This is a genomic window from Bacillus sp. FSL K6-1338 (assembly GCF_038006965.1).
GTDB classification, from domain to species: Bacteria; Bacillota; Bacilli; order Bacillales; family Bacillaceae_G; genus Bacillus_A; species Bacillus_A thuringiensis_S.
In genome coordinates this window covers 5185287-5204489 of the sequence record NZ_JBBOWI010000001.1, presented here as the reverse complement: position 1 = coordinate 5204489, position 19203 = coordinate 5185287, and the positions used below count along the sequence as shown (strand labels likewise).

The window sequence follows — 19203 nt, the reverse complement described above, 5'->3', positions numbered from 1 at the left end:
GTTACTTCTACCTACAGAAGTAACTTTTTTGTTATGCCTTTTGTTTAACTTCACTAACTTTCTTTTCAGCTACAATAAAATGCGGTCTACGTTTTGTTTCATAATAAATACGACCGATATATTCACCAATAACACCTAGGAATATGAGTTGAATACCGCCAATAAATAGTATAGCGGAAATGAGAGTAAAGTAACCAGGAACTTCCACACCACCAAGGATAATTTGAACGAACGTAGTGATTACATATAAAAGTCCAAAAATGGTTGTTAGTAATCCAAGATATATAGATAGGCGTAACGGTTTATTATTGAATGAAATTACACCATCAATTCCGTAATTTAATAATTTCGAGAAGGTCCATTTACTTTCTCCATCAGAACGTAATACATTTTCATATTCAATAATTAATTCGTTATAACCAATCCAAGAGAATAAGCCCTTTGAAAATCGGTTGTACTCACTTAAGGATACTAATGAATCCACTGCTCTTCGACTTAAAAGTCTAAAGTCACCAATACCATCTACTAATTCAATATCTACAAACTTATTCATCACCTTATAGTAAAGACGAGAGACGAAAGAGCGAACGGGTGAATCACCAGTTCTTGTCCTTTTTGCAATGACTTGGTCGTAGCCATCGTTATATCCTTCTAACAGTTCTTTTATTAACGTAGGAGGGTGTTGTAAGTCAGCATCCATAATAACAATGGCATCGCCTGTAGCGTATTTTAAGCCAGCTAACATTGCAGCTTCTTTTCCGAAGTTTCGACTAAACGATATATAGTGTACCGATGAATCTGAACTAGCTAAATCACGTAAAATATTTAATGTATCATCTTTACTACCATCATTAACAAAAACAAATTCATAATCGGTAGTTAATTTATGAATTTCAAGAGAAGTCTCTGAATAAAAGGCTCGAAGCACCTTTTCTTCATTGTAGCATGGTACAACGATTGAAAGAGTCATTTTTGACACTCCTTGTTTGTAGTGGGTTAAAACAATGTTATGCGTTTTTATATGAAGCTATCCAATTGGATAGCTTCATGATTCATTGATTGCTCATTATTGCTTTTTAAAAGAAAATTTTCGTCGTGCTTTTGGATTTGTGAAAATTAGTAAAGCTACACAAATAATTAGTGAGATAATTGATATAATCATACCTAATTTGAAGTAAGGTGTAACGTAAGTCATTTCGATTACATGTGAGCCTTTTGTAATGGGAACACCGATAAAGGCAGAATTCGCTTTCGTAAATTCCTTTTCTTTTCCATCAACTTTTATAGTCCAACCTTTACTATATGGAACAGATAAATATAGGAGCCCGTCTTTATTTGAGTTGATATCCCCTTTTAAATAATTGTTCTTATAATAAATATTTTCAAGTCTATTTTCAGTTAATTTTTTTGTTTCTTTTTGTACACTTTCATAGTTTACGATATTTGCTTGTAAGTCACCTAATTCATACTCACCTGCCATATCAATAGAGATAGTTAGGTTTTCTGGACGCTCAGTGCCTAAATTGTAAACAAATCTTTCTAACGGATACGAGTATGCACCAGCATCGTCACCTTTTCCGATTGTTTTTCCATTAACAGTTGCATTGAATGTACCTGTATTTTTCAATTTTAATTCTATCAGTAGGTCACCAGGCGTATTAGGATAATTGATAGGTACGATCATATTTCCAAAGCCATGAACAATTAGTTTATTTCCTTCTTTTACCATATTTTCGAATTTTGCTTTTTCCATTTTAATAGATACTGCCATTGACTTAAGGTCTTGTTTATTAAAATGGTTTAATGAAAATTCTTTTGTATTATTAACGACAACAGCATGTAATAATAATTGATCACGCTGAGCGAAGTTTAATTTAGAAAACTCTTCTTCACTTATAGCCGAATCATATACATACCCTAACGGTAAGGTATAGTTATTTTTGTAAATATTATATGGTCCTACTTGCTGTAATAGTTTATATCCATAAGGTACATTCTTTGGATCTGTATCAGCACTTAATACGCGATATTTTATACCTAGCATATTTTCAAGTAGCAGTCGACTATCAGCTTGATAAAACATTGAGGGTGTATCGTACATTTGGAATACGCCATATTTATTTTTCATAAAGTCATGGACATAATAATTAACCAAGCTTTGATATGTACTTACGCCATGATATCCTTGTAGCATTGGTGTGTTATATTCGCTATATGGATTAAGAATACGATAAAAGTCTTTATCATTTTCTTGTATGTAGCGAATTGCAGCAATTTCTTCTTTATTATCATAGCCTGGTTCGTGTAACTTTTCAGTTGAAATCTGGCTCTGTCCGTAAACGGTACTAAGTATATTATTCGCATACATATAATTCATAGAAATTGTGCTAACGAGTATGTTCAATACAACTAAAAATTGTATGAAAGGTTTAGAAATATAACGCCATAAACATACTGTAATAACAGAAAGAACGACAGTTCCGAGTAAAATGTTATCAACGTCTTGTAAAGGTTTATCAGTTACATTTATATTTGCTTTTCTATAAAATGCATAAATGAATAATCCAATAGACACTAATAAACTTATTAAATAAGTTAATTTGTAGTCTTTCTTATGAATAATCATCCAATCTAGAATGTATGCAATTGTTTGGGCAATGACAAATACAAATAAATAAAACCATCTAGATTGCATTGCTGAAAAACCATTAAATACAGAATATGTATATGGAAGCATAAACAGAATGAACATGAATAAAGTAAAGAATACTTTATTTTTAACGAGTTTATCACGTATAAACATTCCAAATACGATTAAGAATAAAATTAAAGCTGGTAAAGCTAGTTGATGATTTTCAGCACTATACATGAAGAAAATATTTTCCATTAAATCTTTATAAAATTTATCTTCAAATAATAGTGGTATCTCAAACTTTTTTGATAGTCGATCGGCGCTAAATACGGCATTAACTGATGGGAGGAAGCAAACGGCGGCTAAACCGAGTGATAGTCCGTACAATAAGCCGATTCTAATATAATAAGTTAGAAAAGAGACAATCGTTTTATTTTTTTGTGTCGCAAAGTATTGGAATAATGCATAAATGAATATGAAAATACTTGTGATAAAAGCAAAATAAAAGTTTGATGCTAACATTAAAGTAGCAGCGATTAGGAAAAGTCCGCGCTTCTTTTCAATAATATATTTATCAAGTCCCCATATTACTAATGGTAAAAATACAATGGCATCAGCCATGAAATCCCATAGTAAAGAGTGGCGGATGAAAGTAATACAGCCACCATATATAATAGCAGCAACAAAAGATGAGAATACTGTTTTATTATGGTAACGTAAAGAGCCATACATGAATAACATAGCTAAAAAGTTTTTTAAAATACTCATGTATAATTTCACGTCATACACTTGCTCAAGACTTAGTTTAGGTAGTAACAGTGTAATCCAGAAAAACGGTGATGTGCTGTAATAATAACTAAACTCTCCAAATAAATCTCCACCTAACCCATAATCAAAAGACCAGAAAAGGTTGCCATCTTTAAAGGCATGTTGCAGAAGAAACGTAAAGAAGCCAAATTGGCGTAATGCATCCCCTGTACCAGAAAAGGCTTGATTAGATGTTAAAAAGAAATAATGAAAAGCAAAAGCACACAATAATAATATTGGCATAATTATTATCGTTTTCTTGGAAAAGAACTTATTATTCGGCTTTATGCTCATAAAAATTGATAATCCTCCTTTAAAAGTTGTTATCATGTAGCAACTTGTTTTTAGGTAGCATATAAAAACACACCAATTTTTAAAGGTGTGTTCTTTAGTTTTAACATGAGAAAATATATATTTTTGTTGAAGCATATATATTTTTACAGGCGTTGAAATTCATAGTTTACATGTAATTTAGTATAAGGCATTTTCAGAAAGTAAGTCAATTTGACCTGGAATATATAGAATTTTTTTACTGAAGAAAAATAGTGGTATATAAAAAAACAAAAAGCTTTTCCATTTTTAAATAGGAAAAACTTTTTGTTTTTAAGCATGTTTGCGAATGAGCTTTTGTTTTATAAACCCTAAAACGAATCCACGTATTTGAGGGTCAATTAAAACCCCGATTATACCGTATAGTATACCAGTAAGCGTTAAAGCAACTAATGGTGGTAAGTTGATTAATGCGATTCGGTATATACCGTAACTAATAATAAAGGCTAAGGAATTAAATATAATTCCTTTAACTAATAATTGCATGCCTTTACGAATAAAGAGGGTAAATCCGATTAATAGTGTAATTTCGGTAAGGATAGCTGCGGCAGCTGCCCCCATCATTCCATATTTACTACCTAGTACAATATAACCTATGATGGCAACAACTAATCCAATAGTCATTGTTGTTGCGCGTTTCCATTGCTGGCCAATTGTTGTTAAATTGTCGGCTAGTGGATAGTTAATTGATTGTAAAATAACCATAAACGCTAAAATAGCAAGAGCGTCACCAGCGGGAGCGTACTTTTCTCCTAATAAACTAACAATCCAGAAACTTGGATCAGCAATAAAGGGGATAGAAATTCCCATTCCTAAAAAAGACATAAGTTTTAATTCAAAACTTGATAATTTTCTATGTTCTTCGATGTTTTTCTCATTACCAAAAGCAAAAAGCCTTGGATAAAAGGCAGCTGCAATTACTCCCGGTATTTGATATAGTACAGCTGGTATTTTAGATGCAGCACCAAAGAATCCAACTTGATTATATGTTGAAACCTTTTCTAAGATAATAGGCCCCAATTGTGGTAAGAGCATAATGATGATTCCATTGATTGTGAAAATAAGTAGTTGATCTAAAATACCTTTATCCCAACCCTTATGGACTTTCGTATAGCGTATTGTCATTATAAAGGCGATAACACCTGTTACAAGACTAGATACCCCGTACATGGCAGCAACCATCATAAGTGACCATTGGAAAGACATCCCTAGTAATAGGGCAGCAGCAGCTGTTACACCTTGTAGTACAGAAATAATAGCTGTAAATTGCATGCGTTCTGTTACTTGGAAGTAAGCCATCCCAACACCTTGTAAGGTTGCTCCGAACATTGTTGGTAGAACAACCCAATATACCATCGCACGTAAGTAAGCATCGGGATAGAAGAACTGGGCAAAAATAGCGAAAAGTACAGAAATTACGATAGCTAATATTAAACGAATACGTAAATAACTACTTATTAGCACGCTAATATTAGCATCGCTTCTCGTTCCTTCACGCATAAACGTATGTGTCAAGCCTGCATCTGTAAAGTAACAAATAACAGCTGAAACTGCTAACGCAGTTGTAAACATACCGTAATCACTTGGAGAAACATATCTTGCAAAGAAAATGGTTGCAATAGCCAGTACAAATCGAACAGTAATATTTCCTACAAATAGGTAGGAGGCATTTTTAAGAATCTTATTTGTTTTCATGGGAAAAAACCTTTCTATTCTTTAGGACCTTTTTTGTCTGTCCTATTTGTAAATTTGATTTGTTTACGGAAAGAGAGGTGAGTACTATATTTTCAGTTTAAGAAAACAGAAATTTAATTCGTACAAACCAAAGCATTGCATATAGTTTTTTACTACGCTTTCCGTTTTTTGAATAGATTTTACGGCAATATTTCTTTATATCTTTTTTGATTAATTGAACTTGGGCATTATTTAATTGAGAGTTTTCTTTAATGTATATACAAGCATTATTGATAACCGTATAAGGGAATAAATAAGTCTCAAGAATCTCAATAAGTGACTGAGGGTCTTTCGTAATGAAGACTTGAGATTTATTATGTACCCAGTCTTTCATACGATTGAATACTTCCAGTTCTTTAGTTGTTTTTAATTCGTAATCTTTATATTTAGAAGAAAGATTTCCTTCTGATAAGATTCTATAATATGTTAAATATTCATCGACATAGCATACATTTGTCACACTCATTAGTTTAAATAAAAACTCCAAGTCTTCTCCCCAGCTACATCCTGGTGTAAAACGGATATTATGATTCATTGCGATAGAGCGTTTGAAAATCCAAGTACTTGTTTGAGCAACAACTTGGTGTGTTAAGAATGCTTTTGCCATATCACCTTTAATAAAGTTTGTTGTATGCTCAACCTTTTCGCCTGTTTCTTCGTAGAAATTCATATAACCACAATAGCACGCGTCCATGTTGTTTTTATGCATACTCTCGATTTGTTTCTCAATTTTAGTTGGATGCCATAAGTCGTCACTATCAAGGAAAGCGACGTATTCTCCGCTAGCATTTTCAATCCCTGTATTACGAGCTACTGAAACACCTTGGTTTTTTTGGTGAACGTACTTTACTTGACCCGGATATTTTTCGGCAAGGTTTTTCACGATAGAAGGTGATTGATCTTTACTTCCATCATCTACAATTACAATTTCAATGTTTTTATATGTTTGATCTAGTATTGACTGCATCGTTTCTTCAATATATTTTTCCGTGTTATACAGAGGTATGACAACAGAAACAAGTTGCTTTTGTTCCATCATAGAATTTTTATCTCCTCAAGTTTTTTATGTCTTGCACCATATATACAAGCCCTTTGAAAGGGAGAAGATTACAAGAACATCTGTATAAGTTTAACGCATATAAACTTTGTAAATCAACTTTCTATTGTTGTACTTTGTATAAAAAGTATTTATTATAGAACGTATTGTGTTGTAAAAATATAGAAAAAAATTTTGAAGGTTATGTATCTGAAGGGAGAAGATGAGATGTTAGGGCGATTTACTCGCAAATCTAATATAGTCCTTTTAGGGATTATTATGATTGTTGGGTTTGCACTTCGTTTTGCAACTTTACAAACACATGGTGCAGATCTATCTATAGCTAGCGATGATATAGGTTATCAAAAAACGGCAAATATTTTATTGGAAACAGGGATGTTAACATACCATGAACCAGATAAACCAACGATTCATATTATGCCGGGTTTTCCAGCCTTATTAGCTGCTGTATTTTACTTTTTTGGAAATGGCAGTGAAGGTCTTTTTATAGCCAAATTAATCATTATTCTATTAGGGGTACTTAGTATTTTGCTAACTTATAAGATTGGTACTTATTTATTGAATCCTGCTGCAGGATTAATAGGTGCTTTCTTATTAGCTGTGTATCCTCCAGAGATTGTTATGGAAAATTTAACTTTAACAGAAGGGCCGTTTCTATTCCTTTCATTAGGATTAGTATATTGGAGTTTAAAATTAGCTGATACTCATAAAACGAAACATCTTCTGATTGTATTAATTTTCTATTTTTTAGCACTGTACCTCCGCGTACAAATTGCCTTATATCCAATCTTATTATTTGGGTATCTTTTAATGAAACGCTATCCATTCCGGATTATGATGAAGCAGGCGATTATAAGCATAGGAATAGGACTTATCGTACTTGGACCATGGTGGGCCCGCAATTACATTCAATTTGATAAATTTATCCCACTAACTGCAGGGGCAGGGAATCCGTTATTACTTGGAACGTATCAAGGGGAAGGTTACCCAGAAGGTAAGGATATGGGGGAACTTGAAATAGAATTACATGCAAAGTACCCTAATCTTGAAGCGCATGAATTTATGGAGTTAGAAGAAAAAATAGCCATTGATAAAATGAAAGAATGGTGGAAAACGAATAAGGGCTCTATGATAGAGAGTTATTTAGTCTTGAAACCAGAAATTCTTTGGAAAAAACCGTATTATTCTATAGAGCATAATATTGAAGTATTCAATGTTTCTGCAAAGGATATGAATGAAATATATAATTTTATTAAGACGACGTTTTTAATATGTACAGTACTTTCATTTATTTTCCTTTTAAAAAGGTGGAGAGAGACTACATTTTTATGGTCAATCCTTTTACTGCAAACAGCTTTAACATGTTTTTATGTTGCATATGAACGATATGCATTACCGTTAATACCATTCTTATTTATTATAATTGGAGTAGGGACCGTGGCAACGATTATGAAAATTAATAAATTATTAATTAGAAAAAAATAATTTGCAATAAAAAACATCTTAATTTTTTTAAAAAATTAAGATGTTTTTTTGTATATATTCATATTTAAATAGAAAACTATTCGTTATCGGTTTCAGTTTGCGTTACTTTTAATTTTTGCTTTAATAACGCATAATCTTGCGTTAATGTTACAAGTTGATGATGTAATTTAGAAATTTTTCTTGTTAAGTCAAAAATTAAGATGAAACAGAATAATAGTCCAAATAAAAATAAAACAGATGGAGGATATTCTACGTGTAATAGTTGTCCAATCCAATTTATAATTTTTTCAGTAGAACTTAAAATTGCCATTGAAACACAAACGAAAATCCATAAAATGGCATATTTAGTTTCTAAAGCTCCCCGACGAATAGAATTAATAATTAATAAAAATAATAATAGAATGAAGATAAATGAAAAGGTAATTATAGGCATTTATTATCAACCTTTCACAATTTTTTGCATCAATATAGCAAGGCTTACTTTAATCATGTAATATGCAGATTTAAGAGGTGTAATAGAAGATTGTCCCCCTTGGCGCTCTTGCATATTTACGGATATTTCATTAATGCGTAATTTTTTCTTTTTTAAATGAATAAGGACTTCTGGTTCTGGATAATCTTTTGGATAATTATGTGCAAAAATCTTAATTACTTCTCGATTGATAGCACGATACCCAGAAGTTGGATCCATAAAGGTTTGTTTTGTTAGTACTTTCAGTAGAGCAGTAAAATAAAAAATACCAACTCTTCTGGAAATACTACCTTTATAAGCTGTTTTCTCTGTAAAACGTGAACCTAGCACCATATCGCATTGGTCTTCAGCAATAGGTTTTATAATTTTGTACAAGTCATCAGGATTATGTTGCCCATCAGCATCGAACTGAATTGCAATATCATATCCATTCTCATAAGCGTATTTATAACCAGTTTGTACAGCTGAGCCAATACCTAGGTTATATGGTAAGTTCACAAGGTGAACAGGAAAATCATTTACGATTTGAGCTGTTTTATCATGTGATCCATCATTAATAACGCAAATGCTTAATTCTGTAAAATGCTGTTTTAGTTTTAATAGTCTTGTTAATGTATCTGCAATTGCTTCTTCCTCGTTATACGCAGGAATAATAATTAACGTTTTTGGTATTGAAATTGGTACCTCAATAGACATTATCGCACCATCCCTTATATACTTAATTATATTATAGTTATTTTTAAACGAACCTTATCTAATATACCATTAATAGTATAGCAAAATAAAGGAAAAACTGGTGGGTTATTTTAGGAGACAAACAGTAAATAAAAGATAAGAGCTGGAATTTTTTTATAATAAAAAATACATGCAAGGATGAAATAAACCTGTGCATGTATGAAGTGAGAGTAGCGTATTATATATTCCATGGCTTACTTAAAGTTAAAACTTCAGCCATCTCTTTACTTTTTAAACGTCCCTTTTTTCGGTTTTCCGCACGTTCTAAACCGGTTGTGTGTAACCAATGTTCTTCCTGGGTTTCAGGGAGTACTTGTGGTACGGACGAAGGTTTTCCATCTTTTATTGCCACAAATGTAATGAAGCAAGTAGCAGCAATTCTACGCTCGCCTGCTAGTAAATTTTCAGCGATTACTTTTACGAAAACTTCCATTGAAGATTTCCCTGTATAACATACAAATGCTTCATAACAAACAGAATCAGCTTGGTGAATTGGAGTTAAAAAATCAACTGAATCAATAGATGCTGTTACGCAATGTTTACGACTATGTCTTGCAGCCGCAATTGAAGCAATACTATCAATTTCTGCTAATAATTTCCCTCCAAAAAGTGTTTGGTGATTATTTAAATCGTTAGGAAAAACACGTGTTGTCTTAATTGCTTTAGATTCTCGCATGAATTTCTTTTCCATATATTCAGCCCCTATAGTCTGTTTTCAATCAGAATAATATGTGTAAGCGGAGTACTCATATTAGATATTTAATGAAGTAAAGTGTATTCCAAAAGAGAATGATTTAAACTTCTGTATTTGTATTCATATAACTGAAAGAAAATTTATTTTATCTAAAATGTAGTGTAAAAGAGGATTCGCTTACATTGCAAGTAAAAAGTAATGACTATGTATTTGTCATAGAAATTCCCTATCAGCCGTGTACCCATTCATGATAGAATCGTTTTGTTATGAATGGAAATAGAGGTGCAATGGACATATGAATCATATACAAACAAATTTTTCATCTTTCTTCAATAAAATTACGATCGGTGCGATGCTCGCATTTTTTGTTTATAGTTGTTGGGCAGCATTTGAGACAAGTAAGCAATTTTTTGGAGGAAGTACAACAAGTGTAACAATCATACTGGCAATTTTCGTCATACTCATTTTGTTAGTGGCATCAATCCTACAATATCGTTTTACAGATAAACAATTTCTTATTTTTCTTATAAGTATATCTATAGTTGTGAGACTTAGTATGCTGTTATTTGTAGATGCTCCAATAATTGGTGATATGAAAGTGATGTATGAGTCTGCAAAGCAGATTGCAATTGGTAATAATATAGGGACTGTAACTCATTTGCCTTTTATTATATATGAGTCAGTAATTATTCGTATATTTGGTGATACATTATTCGCTTTACAACTATTTAATGTGTTATTTTGCGCAGGAACCGCATTTTTTATTTATCGTATTGCGGCAATGGTTTTTGGAGAAGAATGCGGGCGTATTGCTTCTATATTTTATGCTCTGTATATTCCAAATATATTCATGAGTTCCGTATTAACTCCTGAGTCACTTGCAATATTTTTATTTTATTTTGCTTGTTACATACTTTTATATAAAGGATTAGATCATCCTTATATGTGGGTGTTTTCAGCGATTTTATTTGCATTTAGTAATATGATTTTCCCAATGGGATTATTTCTTCCTATTTTTATCACGGTATATATATTATTAATTGAAGTGTTTCAATCAGCAACGAAACAAAAAGTGTTACTAAAGATGATAGGGATACTTATTCTATTTTATATTGCTCATTTTAGTGTGAATTATGGAATTAAGACAATGGGACTGTCACAATATACGATTGCGAATGAGACGTATGTTCAATCTGTCTTAATTGGAAAAACGCAACATGAGGAAAAAATATCGAAAAATCAAAGTGTAACAGAGCATATTGATCAAAAGTTAAAAGAGATTGAGGGAGAAAGATTTAAACTTTTAGAACCGATGATAAATCAGTTTTCAGAGGAGGGGATAAATTCTATTCTTTTCAAATGTGAAAAACTGATATATATAGCCGTAACATTGTTTATGAATATAGCTCTATTACACTTCCTAATTAAGAAACAACAAAATGAGGGATATATGTTGTTCTTATTTTTAATTAGTGGCTACGTATTGTTAAAGCTCTTCCAAGTAGATATGGCATATTACAATGTAATTATGCCGGCATTGTTTATTTTGCAGAGCTTTGGTGTTTATATGAGTTATGTGTATTGTCAAAAAATATTTTTCAGAAAGTAAAAAGAATCCATTCTGGATTCTTTTTTTGATGAAAGATGAAATTTAGTAGTCAGTGCAGATGAAAAGTATGCCTGACCTGAATTTTGTCTTATCGATTTAGTTCTAGTTGCAAATTATCGGCTGTTAGAGCCATTTGTGAGGAATCATCTTGAATTCCTTTCATGACTTGTGAAATAGTTTGTAGCTCATGTTCAATTTTCTTATTCTGTTCTTTTGAGTTAGACATATCTTTTACAATTTCTTGGAAGTATCGATCTGTTGCCGACATACTATCCGTTCCTTCCGATACGAGAGAGCTAATTTGTTTCACGGAAGACGAGACACGGGTAATTTGTTCATTTGTTTTTTCGACGAGCTTTGTAACGTTAAATATCGATTCTTTCGTTTGCTCTGATAATTTTCGGATTTCACCAGCAACAACAGAAAACCCCTTCCCAAATTCTCCAGCACGTGCAGACTCGATAGCAGCATTTAGTGCGAGTAAATTTGTTTGCTCCGCGATCGATTTAACGATATCTATGATTTCGTTAATTTTGTTAGAAATATCGAGAAGTTCATGAGTATCTGTAATAATCGTTTCCATATTCATTTGAATAGATCCCATTCGTTTGTTTTGCTGGTTTAATTGTTCTTTCCCTTTATTCGCTTTTTCTTCAGATGTTGTAGCTAATGATGTACCTGTTTTAGCAATCTCTACAATAGTTTCAGACTTAGCGGTTAGTTTTTGAATAGAAGAGCTTGTCTTTTCAGATACAGCAGCTAGTTCTGTTGCGATATGCGTAATTGTCATAGCAGTTAGTTCTTTTTCTTTCTCATGCTCTTTTTGCATTCTTTCATATTCAGATTCATAAGCTGCAAGAACAAGTTCTTGTTCAAGAGTGAATAATTTATTTATGACATTTATAGAATAGGAAAAATCATCGATTGTTGTTATTTTTGTTTGCAAAATCTTCATAATAGAGCGGAATAATTCTTGATAAGCAGCAGTATACCATTTTCGATGTAAGCCAATTTGTACATGTCGTTTGGCAATCCTAACACGCTGTTCAATAAAATCTTCATGCATATTGCCGCTGAATAATTCTTTAATATGTGTTTTTAAAGTTTGCTTTAGTTTTGGAATAGAGCTGTAACGTTCAATAATAGTAATTAAATTAGGTTGTTTTGTAATGTTGGCATAGAATTTTTCAGTAATCCAATCAATTTCTGCATAAATAAAAGGCTGTAGTACTTTTACAACTTGTAAATCTTCTTTTGAAATGTGTAGCATATCCATTTGAATTTTCAGTTCAGAATTAGTAGGTACATTAAAAGTTATTTGTTGGTCCTTACTTAATTCGATTATACTAGCGTTTGTTTTATTAATATTTTTTTTGAAAACCCCAAGCATCATTCTTCCCCCTGTGTATAAAACGTTTTCAATTTTAAAACTAATATAGAGTAATTATATATGCTTATATATAATTACTCTATATTAGTTCGTAGAATAGTATATAAATTAAGAGAATTCTAGATAGAATTCTCTTAATGGCCTTTATTAATTTTAGCATGTGTTTTAAAGAAAACAGGGAAATGCACATTATATATTACAGTGACGACACGAATAACGAATGTTACTAATAAACAAACATAGAAAGCTAATACGTGCGCGCCCATAGCGTGTGTGATTAGGAAGCTAATTGCTCCTAAGATAGAAGCGATTGCGTAAATCTCTTTTCGGAATACGTAAGGGATATCTTGAGCACAAATGTCACGCAAAATACCGCCTCCAATACCTGTAATGACTCCCATTGAAACAACTAAAAATGAGGCGTCAACATGATGTGACATTGCCGCATTTGCACCAATAGCTGTAAAAACGCCTAAGCCAACAGCATCAGAAAGCATAATAACGATTTGAAGTTTATTGATGCGCTCAAAAAACATACAAGTAAATAATGCTGATAATACACTTACGAAAAAGTAAATGGGTTTTACAAATGCGACAGGGGGCAGGTTACCAATCATGATATCACGAATAATACCGCCGCCGAGCGCAGTAGCTACAGCTAAACAAAGGACACCAAATAAATCTAAATCTTTTTTTAAACCAACTAATGTACCAGAAATGGCAGCGGCGATAATGCCAAGAAACGTAAATATATCGATTAATAACATGGCCTTAATCCCTTCCTCTTAAAGATGTTCCAGAGAAAAAATATACACTAAAGTATTGGAAATAACAATTACTTTTCGTTACATGTAGAAAAACGGATAAAATACATAAAGAAAGCGTTTGAAAATGTTTAGGGGAAAACGAAGCAAGGTTAATTTTTAGTTGTAGGGTAGCCGAGTGAATGTCATTTTTTAACCGTTAAATTCTATATATCAATAAAATGATTAATAAATGTTTGCTATAATGCTGATAATAAGTGAAAGAGTGTTAGATAGTTTTTATAAAGATAGGGAAGGATAGCTAAAGGATAATATTTTCTAGTTACTAGTTACGATGGATTGGCTAGTTTCGGTATAAAAATAGTTCTCAATTTAAATATGAGTTATGTTATAATTGCTAGGTGTGTTTTAACGATAATAAATTATGATTAAAAGATAATGTTAAGATTTTGTATGGAGGTCTTGGAATGTTAGCAAATCAAGCTAGGGTTAGATTTGAGCATTTTTTGCTCTTTTTTATTATTTTACAGCCTGTTTTAGATTTATTAACGTCTCTTAGCATCACTTTATTAAAGTCAAATGCTACCGTTGGAATTTTAGTAAGATTCCTTATTATGGCTGTTGGTGGTATTTACATTTTAATTCAGGCAAAAGAGAAGGAAAATAGAAAGTTTTTAATTTATCTTATATTATTAGCCGGAGTTTTAGGGGTAGGATTTATTAATAATAAACTAGTTAAGGATCCTATTGTACTTAGTGAAGAAGTTAAATTCGTTGCGAAAGCATTATATATATATATTATGCTGGGGTCATACATTTTAGCTTTAAAATCATTGAAAAAGACAGTTAATATTAGTGATAAGGTTCGAAATAGTATTGTATATTCTACATTAATCATTAATGCAATTATGGTTATTTCTATTTCAACATCTACTGACTTTGGTAGTTATGAATGGATGAAGGTTGGTTCTCGAGGTTGGTTCTATGCAGGGAATGAACTAGGTTCAATCTTAGCTATTATTTTCCCTATTGTGGTACTATATTCTATTCAAAAAACAAAGAGCTGGAAACACATTTTATATTGGATTCCATCAATTTTAATGATTTATTCGCTAATTCAGGTTGGTACGAAAGTAGGAATGGGCTCAATTGGTGCTACGTTAGCGGCAGCAATCGGGATTATTTTACTTCAATTATTATTTGATAGAAAAAATCCGAACAAAAAATCCCTTGCGCTTAATGCAGTAATTGCTATTATCCTATTGGCCGGTGTAGTTGGAACGTTTAAACAAACGCCATTAGCACAAAATATGGGTATTCACAATAATTATTTATCAGAGCAAAATGTGGCACAGCAAGGTCAAAAAGAAAAAGAAATTAAAGAGAAGCTGAAAAAAGAGCAAGAACTTAAAGAAAAAGAAGAAAAGCACCATAAGGCTGAAAAACCAGAAGAAAAGGCGAAGATAGAAGAGGAAGTTAAGAAAGAGCTTGAGAAAGAGCAAAAGAAAGAAAATCAAGAAAACCTTATTTTCAGTGGACGTCAAGTATATGAAGAAAGACATAAGCAGTTCTTTAAAGAAGCGCCAATGTCACAAAAGTTATTAGGAATGGGTTATGCAGGTAACTTTAAATACAATGAACAAAAGCAGCCAGATCCAAAATTAATTGAAATGGACTTCCATGATTGGTTTTATGATTTCGGGATTATTGGCTTTGTATTACTAATGATTCCATTTATTTATTACGGGCTAAGAATTCTACTAGCATTTGCTACGAGATTTAAGGACATATTTAATATAAAATATGGAATGATTTCAGCAAGCTTATTGTTAGCGTTAGGTATTGCTTATATTGCAGGACATATTTTAACAGCACCAGGAGTTGGGATTTACTTTGTAGTGGTGCTAGCTTATCTAATAGTAGACCTAGAAATTGAATGATAAAAATAAAAGCTAACTTTTGTTAGCTTTTATTTTTTAGTACAGTAAAATAAAAATAGCTGGAAACGTAGCGAGGATTTAAAGGAGGAAAAAACATGAGAATATTGCATATGAATGCAGGAGCAGAAGATGGGGGAGGGAAAACACATATTATTTCACTTCTCGATCAGTTTCCAACTGGTGAAGTAGAATTAGCAGTATTTGAAGATGGAATTGTTGCGAAGGAAGCAAGGGAATTAGGGATAAAAGTCCATGTGTTTTCACAAAAATCGCGCTATGATTTATCCATTTTAAAGAATATAAGTGAATTTATTAATAAAGAAAAATTTGATGTAGTTCATACGCATGGTCCTAGGGCTAATTTCTATGTTTCTTTAATGAAAAAGAGAATAAAGGCAAAATGGGTAACGACTATTCATAGTGATCCATTTCAAGACTTTACTAAACAGGGCTTCAAAGGTTGGATTTTTACGAAATTAAATTTGAAAGCCTTAAAAAATATAGACTTATTTTTCGTTGTAACAAATAGATTGAAAAAAAGCCTGGCAGCATTAGGGATTTCAAATGAAAAGATGCATGTTATTTATAATGGAATTGAATACGATAAGGAAAAAGCAGAAGGCTATAATAAAAAAGAAATGTTCAATATTGCTGAAGATGTATTTACGGCAATCCAAGTAGCGCGATTACATCCTGTCAAAGGACATGAAGTTTTATTCGATGCGTTACAACAAACAAAATTGGAGAAAATTAAAGTATTATTAGTTGGCGATGGCCCATTAGAAGAAAATCTAAAGTCATTAGCTACTGAAAAAGGGATTAACGATAAAGTAGAGTTTTTAGGACATCGTCAAGATGTAAAACAATTATTTGCGTCGTCACATGTAAATTTATTAACTTCTCATAGTGAAGGGTTCCCACTAGTTTTATTAGAAGCGGCAAATCAACGCGTACCATCAATTGTGACTAGGGCTGGAGAAATTGAACCATTAATCGTAGATGAAACTTACGGATGGATTGTGCCAACAGATGATGGAAAGGCATTAGCATTAGCTTTAGAAGAAGCGTATGATAAGTGGAAAACTGGAGAATTAGCAGCAATGGGTAAACATATTTATGAGCATGCTACTATGAATTTCTCACTTCAAAAACTATATGAAGATACAAAGGAAACATATAAGCAATTAATAGCGAAAAACTTGTAATGATAGAGAGGATAGTTAACTATGGCAGTACAAACAGTTGATATTCTAGGCGTTCCTTTTTCTACAATGACAATGGATGAAACGGTCAAATATTTAAAAGAACAACTAGAAGCGGAGCGAACTCATACGTTTCAGGTAGTAACAGCAAACCCTGAAATTGTTATGTGCGCAAAAAAGGATGAAAAGTTCTATCAAACATTATTGAATACAGATTTAATTACACCTGATGGTATTGGGGTTGTAAAGGCAAGCGGCATGCTTGGTACACCTTTAAAAGAACGTGTAGCAGGTTTTGATTTAATGTGTAATTTACTTGCGAAGTTATCAGAAGATAGTAAACCAGTATCTGTTTTCTTATTAGGTGCAAAGCCGCATGTTGTACAAGCTGCAGCAGATCATTTAACAAAGACATATTCAGCTGTATCCATCGCCGGTACACAAGATGGTTATTTCAAACAAGAAGACGAAGAGAATATTATTTCTCGCATTCAAGAAGCAAAACCAGATTTATTACTTGTTGCACTCGGTTTCCCGAGACAAGAGAACTTTATCCAAAACAATAAGCATCGTTTAGAAACGAAAATGGCTGTTGGAGTGGGTGGAAGTTTAGACGTATGGGCTGGAGAGGTAAAACGTGCACCAAAATGGATTCAAGCGATTCATTTAGAGTGGTTTTATAGATTATGCAGTAATCCAACACGCTGGCGTCGTCAGTTAGTATTAGCGGAATTTTTAAAAGAAGTAATGCGTTCGAAAAAGTAGCGAAATATCGCTACTTTTTTTTATTTATTCATTTTTAATGAAGTGAAACTTTAATCAGTGAGTCATCCCTACTGATTATTAGCCCTCACCAATCGGGATAGACGTTTTACTTTTTGGGAATGATGAAGGAGAATTTTTTACACAAAAGTATTTTACTTATACAATTCACACATGTAAAATGATGTGTAAAGACACCTGTGTGAGGAGGACTTCTAGTGGGCAAGGTAAAAGAAATTTCGAAGCGCAAACTACTTGGTATAGCTGGACTTGGATGGCTATTTGATGCAATGGATGTTGGAATGCTTTCATTTGTAATGGTAGCCTTGCAAAAGGATTGGGGATTAACGAGCCAGGAAATGGGCTGGATAGGCAGTATTAACTCAATCGGTATGGCAGTAGGAGCGCTTATTTTTGGGATACTATCAGATAGAATAGGCCGAAAATCAGTCTTTATTATTACATTATTATTATTTTCTATCGGTAGTGGTTTAACTGCATTAACAACGACACTCGCGATGTTTCTCGTTTTACGCTTTTTAATTGGTATGGGGCTTGGCGGAGAGCTTCCGGTTGCCTCTACACTAGTATCAGAGAGTGTTGAAGCGCATGAGCGTGGGAAAATTGTTGTGTTATTAGAAAGTTTTTGGGCAGGTGGATGGCTAATTGCAGCCCTTATCTCGTATTTTGTTATTCCTAAATATGGTTGGGAAATTGCGATGGTATTGAGTGCAGTTCCAGCACTATATGCTTTATATTTAAGATGGAATTTACCGGATTCCCCAAGGTTCCAAAAAGTTGAAAAAAGACCATCTGTTATTGAAAATATAAAATCAGTTTGGTCTGGGGAATATCGTAAAGCAACAATTATGCTATGGATTCTATGGTTTTGTGTTGTCTTTTCTTATTATGGAATGTTCCTTTGGTTACCGAGTGTAATGGTGCTAAAAGGATTTAGTTTAATAAAAAGTTTCCAATACGTACTTATTATGACATTAGCTCAACTTCCAGGATATTTCACCGCTGCTTGGTTTATTGAACGTCTCGGTCGTAAATTTGTGTTGGTTACGTATTTAATCGGGACAGCTTGCAGTGCCTATTTGTTTGGGGTTGCGGATTCATTAACAGTATTAATCGTGGCAGGTATGTTACTATCCTTCTTTAACTTAGGTGCTTGGGGAGCATTATACGCCTATACACCTGAACAGTATCCGACGGTTATTCGTGGTACTGGTGCAGGAATGGCAGCAGCATTTGGGCGTATTGGTGGTATTCTTGGGCCACTATTAGTGGGGTATTTAGTTGCCTCAGAAGCTTCACTATCAATAATATTTACGATTTTCTGCGGATCAATTTTAATTGGTGTATTCGCTGTAGTAATACTTGGACAGGAAACGAAGCAACGAGAATTAGTATAAAGTGAAATTTTAAACGTAGCCCTGACCGTTTATTACCCTACACTACTCCGCTCTTTCTAGGCAGTTAATGTAGGATAAAGGAGGAGAGGAAACCGAAGTGGTTTCCTTTTTTCTGTTTTTTTAGATAAATAATGGTATAGTAAGAAAAAGGGATTATTTCTTATAAAAGCGA

General features: G+C 32.7%; 15 protein-coding genes and 1 pseudogene. 6 read left to right on the top strand and 10 right to left on the bottom strand.

The annotated features are described in order from the left end of the window. Positions 1–31: 31 nt before the first annotated feature. The 4 genes from NZ044_RS26750 to NZ044_RS26735 all read right to left on the bottom strand — a co-directional run bounded on the left by NZ044_RS26750 (position 32) and on the right by NZ044_RS26735 (position 6542). Positions 32–970 carry a glycosyltransferase family 2 protein gene (locus NZ044_RS26750; RefSeq protein ID WP_000175828.1) on the bottom strand — a complete coding sequence of 313 codons (939 nt, stop codon included), beginning with the start codon at positions 968–970 and terminating at the stop codon, positions 32–34. 96 nt (positions 971–1066) lie between these two features. Beyond that, positions 1067–3733 (bottom strand): YfhO family protein, encoded by a 2667-nt coding sequence (locus NZ044_RS26745; protein ID WP_340950051.1) that lies wholly within the window; start codon positions 3731–3733, stop codon positions 1067–1069. 309 nt (positions 3734–4042) lie between these two features. Then, a complete protein-coding gene (locus NZ044_RS26740; protein WP_000856134.1) occupies positions 4043–5464 on the bottom strand; it encodes an oligosaccharide flippase family protein in 1422 nt (473 codons plus the stop codon). A 97-nt stretch (positions 5465–5561) separates the two neighbouring features. Continuing rightward, entirely contained in the window at positions 5562–6542 is a 981-nt protein-coding gene (locus NZ044_RS26735; protein ID WP_079246223.1) for a glycosyltransferase family 2 protein, read from the bottom strand. Between the two features lie 225 nt (positions 6543–6767). On the opposite strand from NZ044_RS26735, the gene NZ044_RS26730 reads away from it, so the two are divergent. Next, positions 6768–8045 carry a glycosyltransferase family 39 protein gene (locus tag NZ044_RS26730; protein WP_000901472.1) on the top strand — a complete coding sequence of 426 codons (1278 nt, stop codon included), beginning with the start codon at positions 6768–6770 and terminating at the stop codon, positions 8043–8045. A gap of 76 nt (positions 8046–8121) precedes the next feature. Here the strand turns inward: NZ044_RS26730 and NZ044_RS26725 are convergent, their stop codons facing one another. From NZ044_RS26725 to NZ044_RS26715, 3 genes are all read right to left on the bottom strand, one after another. Then, positions 8122–8478, bottom strand: coding sequence for a DUF2304 domain-containing protein (locus NZ044_RS26725; RefSeq protein WP_001121769.1), 357 nt, complete (start codon positions 8476–8478; stop codon positions 8122–8124). Positions 8479–8484: 6 nt separating this feature from the next. Then, positions 8485–9213 carry a glycosyltransferase family 2 protein gene (locus tag NZ044_RS26720; RefSeq protein ID WP_000021478.1) on the bottom strand — a complete coding sequence of 243 codons (729 nt, stop codon included), beginning with the start codon at positions 9211–9213 and terminating at the stop codon, positions 8485–8487. A 217-nt stretch (positions 9214–9430) separates the two neighbouring features. Then, complete coding sequence (locus NZ044_RS26715) at positions 9431–9943, bottom strand: acyl-CoA thioesterase (protein WP_000412126.1); 513 nt, start codon at positions 9941–9943, stop codon at positions 9431–9433. A 298-nt stretch (positions 9944–10241) separates the two neighbouring features. Between NZ044_RS26715 and NZ044_RS26710 the strand changes: the two genes are divergently transcribed. Then, positions 10242–11555, top strand: coding sequence for an ArnT family glycosyltransferase (locus NZ044_RS26710; protein ID WP_001015635.1), 1314 nt, complete (start codon positions 10242–10244; stop codon positions 11553–11555). A gap of 88 nt (positions 11556–11643) precedes the next feature. On the opposite strand, the gene NZ044_RS30905 is transcribed toward NZ044_RS26710, so the two are convergent. The 3 genes and pseudogenes from NZ044_RS30905 to NZ044_RS26700 form a co-directional block, all read right to left on the bottom strand. After that, on the bottom strand, positions 11644–12345 hold the full coding sequence (locus tag NZ044_RS30905; protein WP_374058700.1) for a methyl-accepting chemotaxis protein: 702 nt from the start codon (positions 12343–12345) through the stop codon (positions 11644–11646). A gap of 54 nt (positions 12346–12399) precedes the next feature. Continuing rightward, a pseudogene (locus NZ044_RS30900) lies at positions 12400–12945 on the bottom strand (protoglobin family protein); the annotation flags it as partial. A 134-nt stretch (positions 12946–13079) separates the two neighbouring features. Further along, on the bottom strand, positions 13080–13712 hold the full coding sequence (locus tag NZ044_RS26700; protein WP_000924367.1) for a trimeric intracellular cation channel family protein: 633 nt from the start codon (positions 13710–13712) through the stop codon (positions 13080–13082). 464 nt (positions 13713–14176) lie between these two features. Here NZ044_RS26700 and NZ044_RS26695 point away from each other — a divergent pair, with 464 nt between their 5' ends. The 4 genes from NZ044_RS26695 (at position 14177) to NZ044_RS26680 (ending at position 19031) form a co-directional block, all read left to right on the top strand. After that, the gene (locus tag NZ044_RS26695; RefSeq protein ID WP_000880761.1) at positions 14177–15649 is read left to right on the top strand and encodes an O-antigen ligase family protein; all 1473 of its coding nucleotides are present in this window, start codon (positions 14177–14179) and stop codon (positions 15647–15649) included. A 95-nt stretch (positions 15650–15744) separates the two neighbouring features. Next, entirely contained in the window at positions 15745–16854 is a 1110-nt protein-coding gene (locus NZ044_RS26690) for a glycosyltransferase family 4 protein (RefSeq protein WP_001221223.1), read from the top strand. Between the two features lie 21 nt (positions 16855–16875). Then, positions 16876–17616: a WecB/TagA/CpsF family glycosyltransferase gene (locus tag NZ044_RS26685; protein ID WP_000290744.1), complete on the top strand. Its 741-nt coding sequence runs from the start codon at positions 16876–16878 to the stop codon at positions 17614–17616. A 215-nt stretch (positions 17617–17831) separates the two neighbouring features. Further along, positions 17832–19031 carry an MFS transporter gene (locus tag NZ044_RS26680; RefSeq protein WP_000521108.1) on the top strand — a complete coding sequence of 400 codons (1200 nt, stop codon included), beginning with the start codon at positions 17832–17834 and terminating at the stop codon, positions 19029–19031. Positions 19032–19203: the final 172 nt, after the last annotated feature.

Bases quoted from the DNA above. Each gene is read 5' to 3' on its own strand.
- NZ044_RS26750 (WP_000175828.1), bottom strand. From the start codon at position 970: ATGACTCTTTCAATCGTTGTACCATGCTACAATGAAGAAAAGGTGCTT.
- NZ044_RS26745 (WP_340950051.1), bottom strand. From the start codon at position 3,733: ATGAGCATAAAGCCGAATAATAAGTTCTTTTCCAAGAAAACGATAATA.
- NZ044_RS26740 (WP_000856134.1), bottom strand. From the start codon at position 5,464: ATGAAAACAAATAAGATTCTTAAAAATGCCTCCTACCTATTTGTAGGA.
- NZ044_RS26735 (WP_079246223.1), bottom strand. From the start codon at position 6,542: ATGATGGAACAAAAGCAACTTGTTTCTGTTGTCATACCTCTGTATAAC.
- NZ044_RS26730 (WP_000901472.1), top strand. From the start codon at position 6,768: ATGTTAGGGCGATTTACTCGCAAATCTAATATAGTCCTTTTAGGGATT.
- NZ044_RS26725 (WP_001121769.1), bottom strand. From the start codon at position 8,478: ATGCCTATAATTACCTTTTCATTTATCTTCATTCTATTATTATTTTTA.
- NZ044_RS26720 (WP_000021478.1), bottom strand. From the start codon at position 9,213: ATGTCTATTGAGGTACCAATTTCAATACCAAAAACGTTAATTATTATT.
- NZ044_RS26715 (WP_000412126.1), bottom strand. From the start codon at position 9,943: ATGGAAAAGAAATTCATGCGAGAATCTAAAGCAATTAAGACAACACGT.
- NZ044_RS26710 (WP_001015635.1), top strand. From the start codon at position 10,242: ATGAATCATATACAAACAAATTTTTCATCTTTCTTCAATAAAATTACG.
- NZ044_RS30905 (WP_374058700.1), bottom strand. From the start codon at position 12,345: ATGACAATTACGCATATCGCAACAGAACTAGCTGCTGTATCTGAAAAG.
- NZ044_RS26700 (WP_000924367.1), bottom strand. From the start codon at position 13,712: ATGTTATTAATCGATATATTTACGTTTCTTGGCATTATCGCCGCTGCC.
- NZ044_RS26695 (WP_000880761.1), top strand. From the start codon at position 14,177: ATGTTAGCAAATCAAGCTAGGGTTAGATTTGAGCATTTTTTGCTCTTT.
- NZ044_RS26690 (WP_001221223.1), top strand. From the start codon at position 15,745: ATGAGAATATTGCATATGAATGCAGGAGCAGAAGATGGGGGAGGGAAA.
- NZ044_RS26685 (WP_000290744.1), top strand. From the start codon at position 16,876: ATGGCAGTACAAACAGTTGATATTCTAGGCGTTCCTTTTTCTACAATG.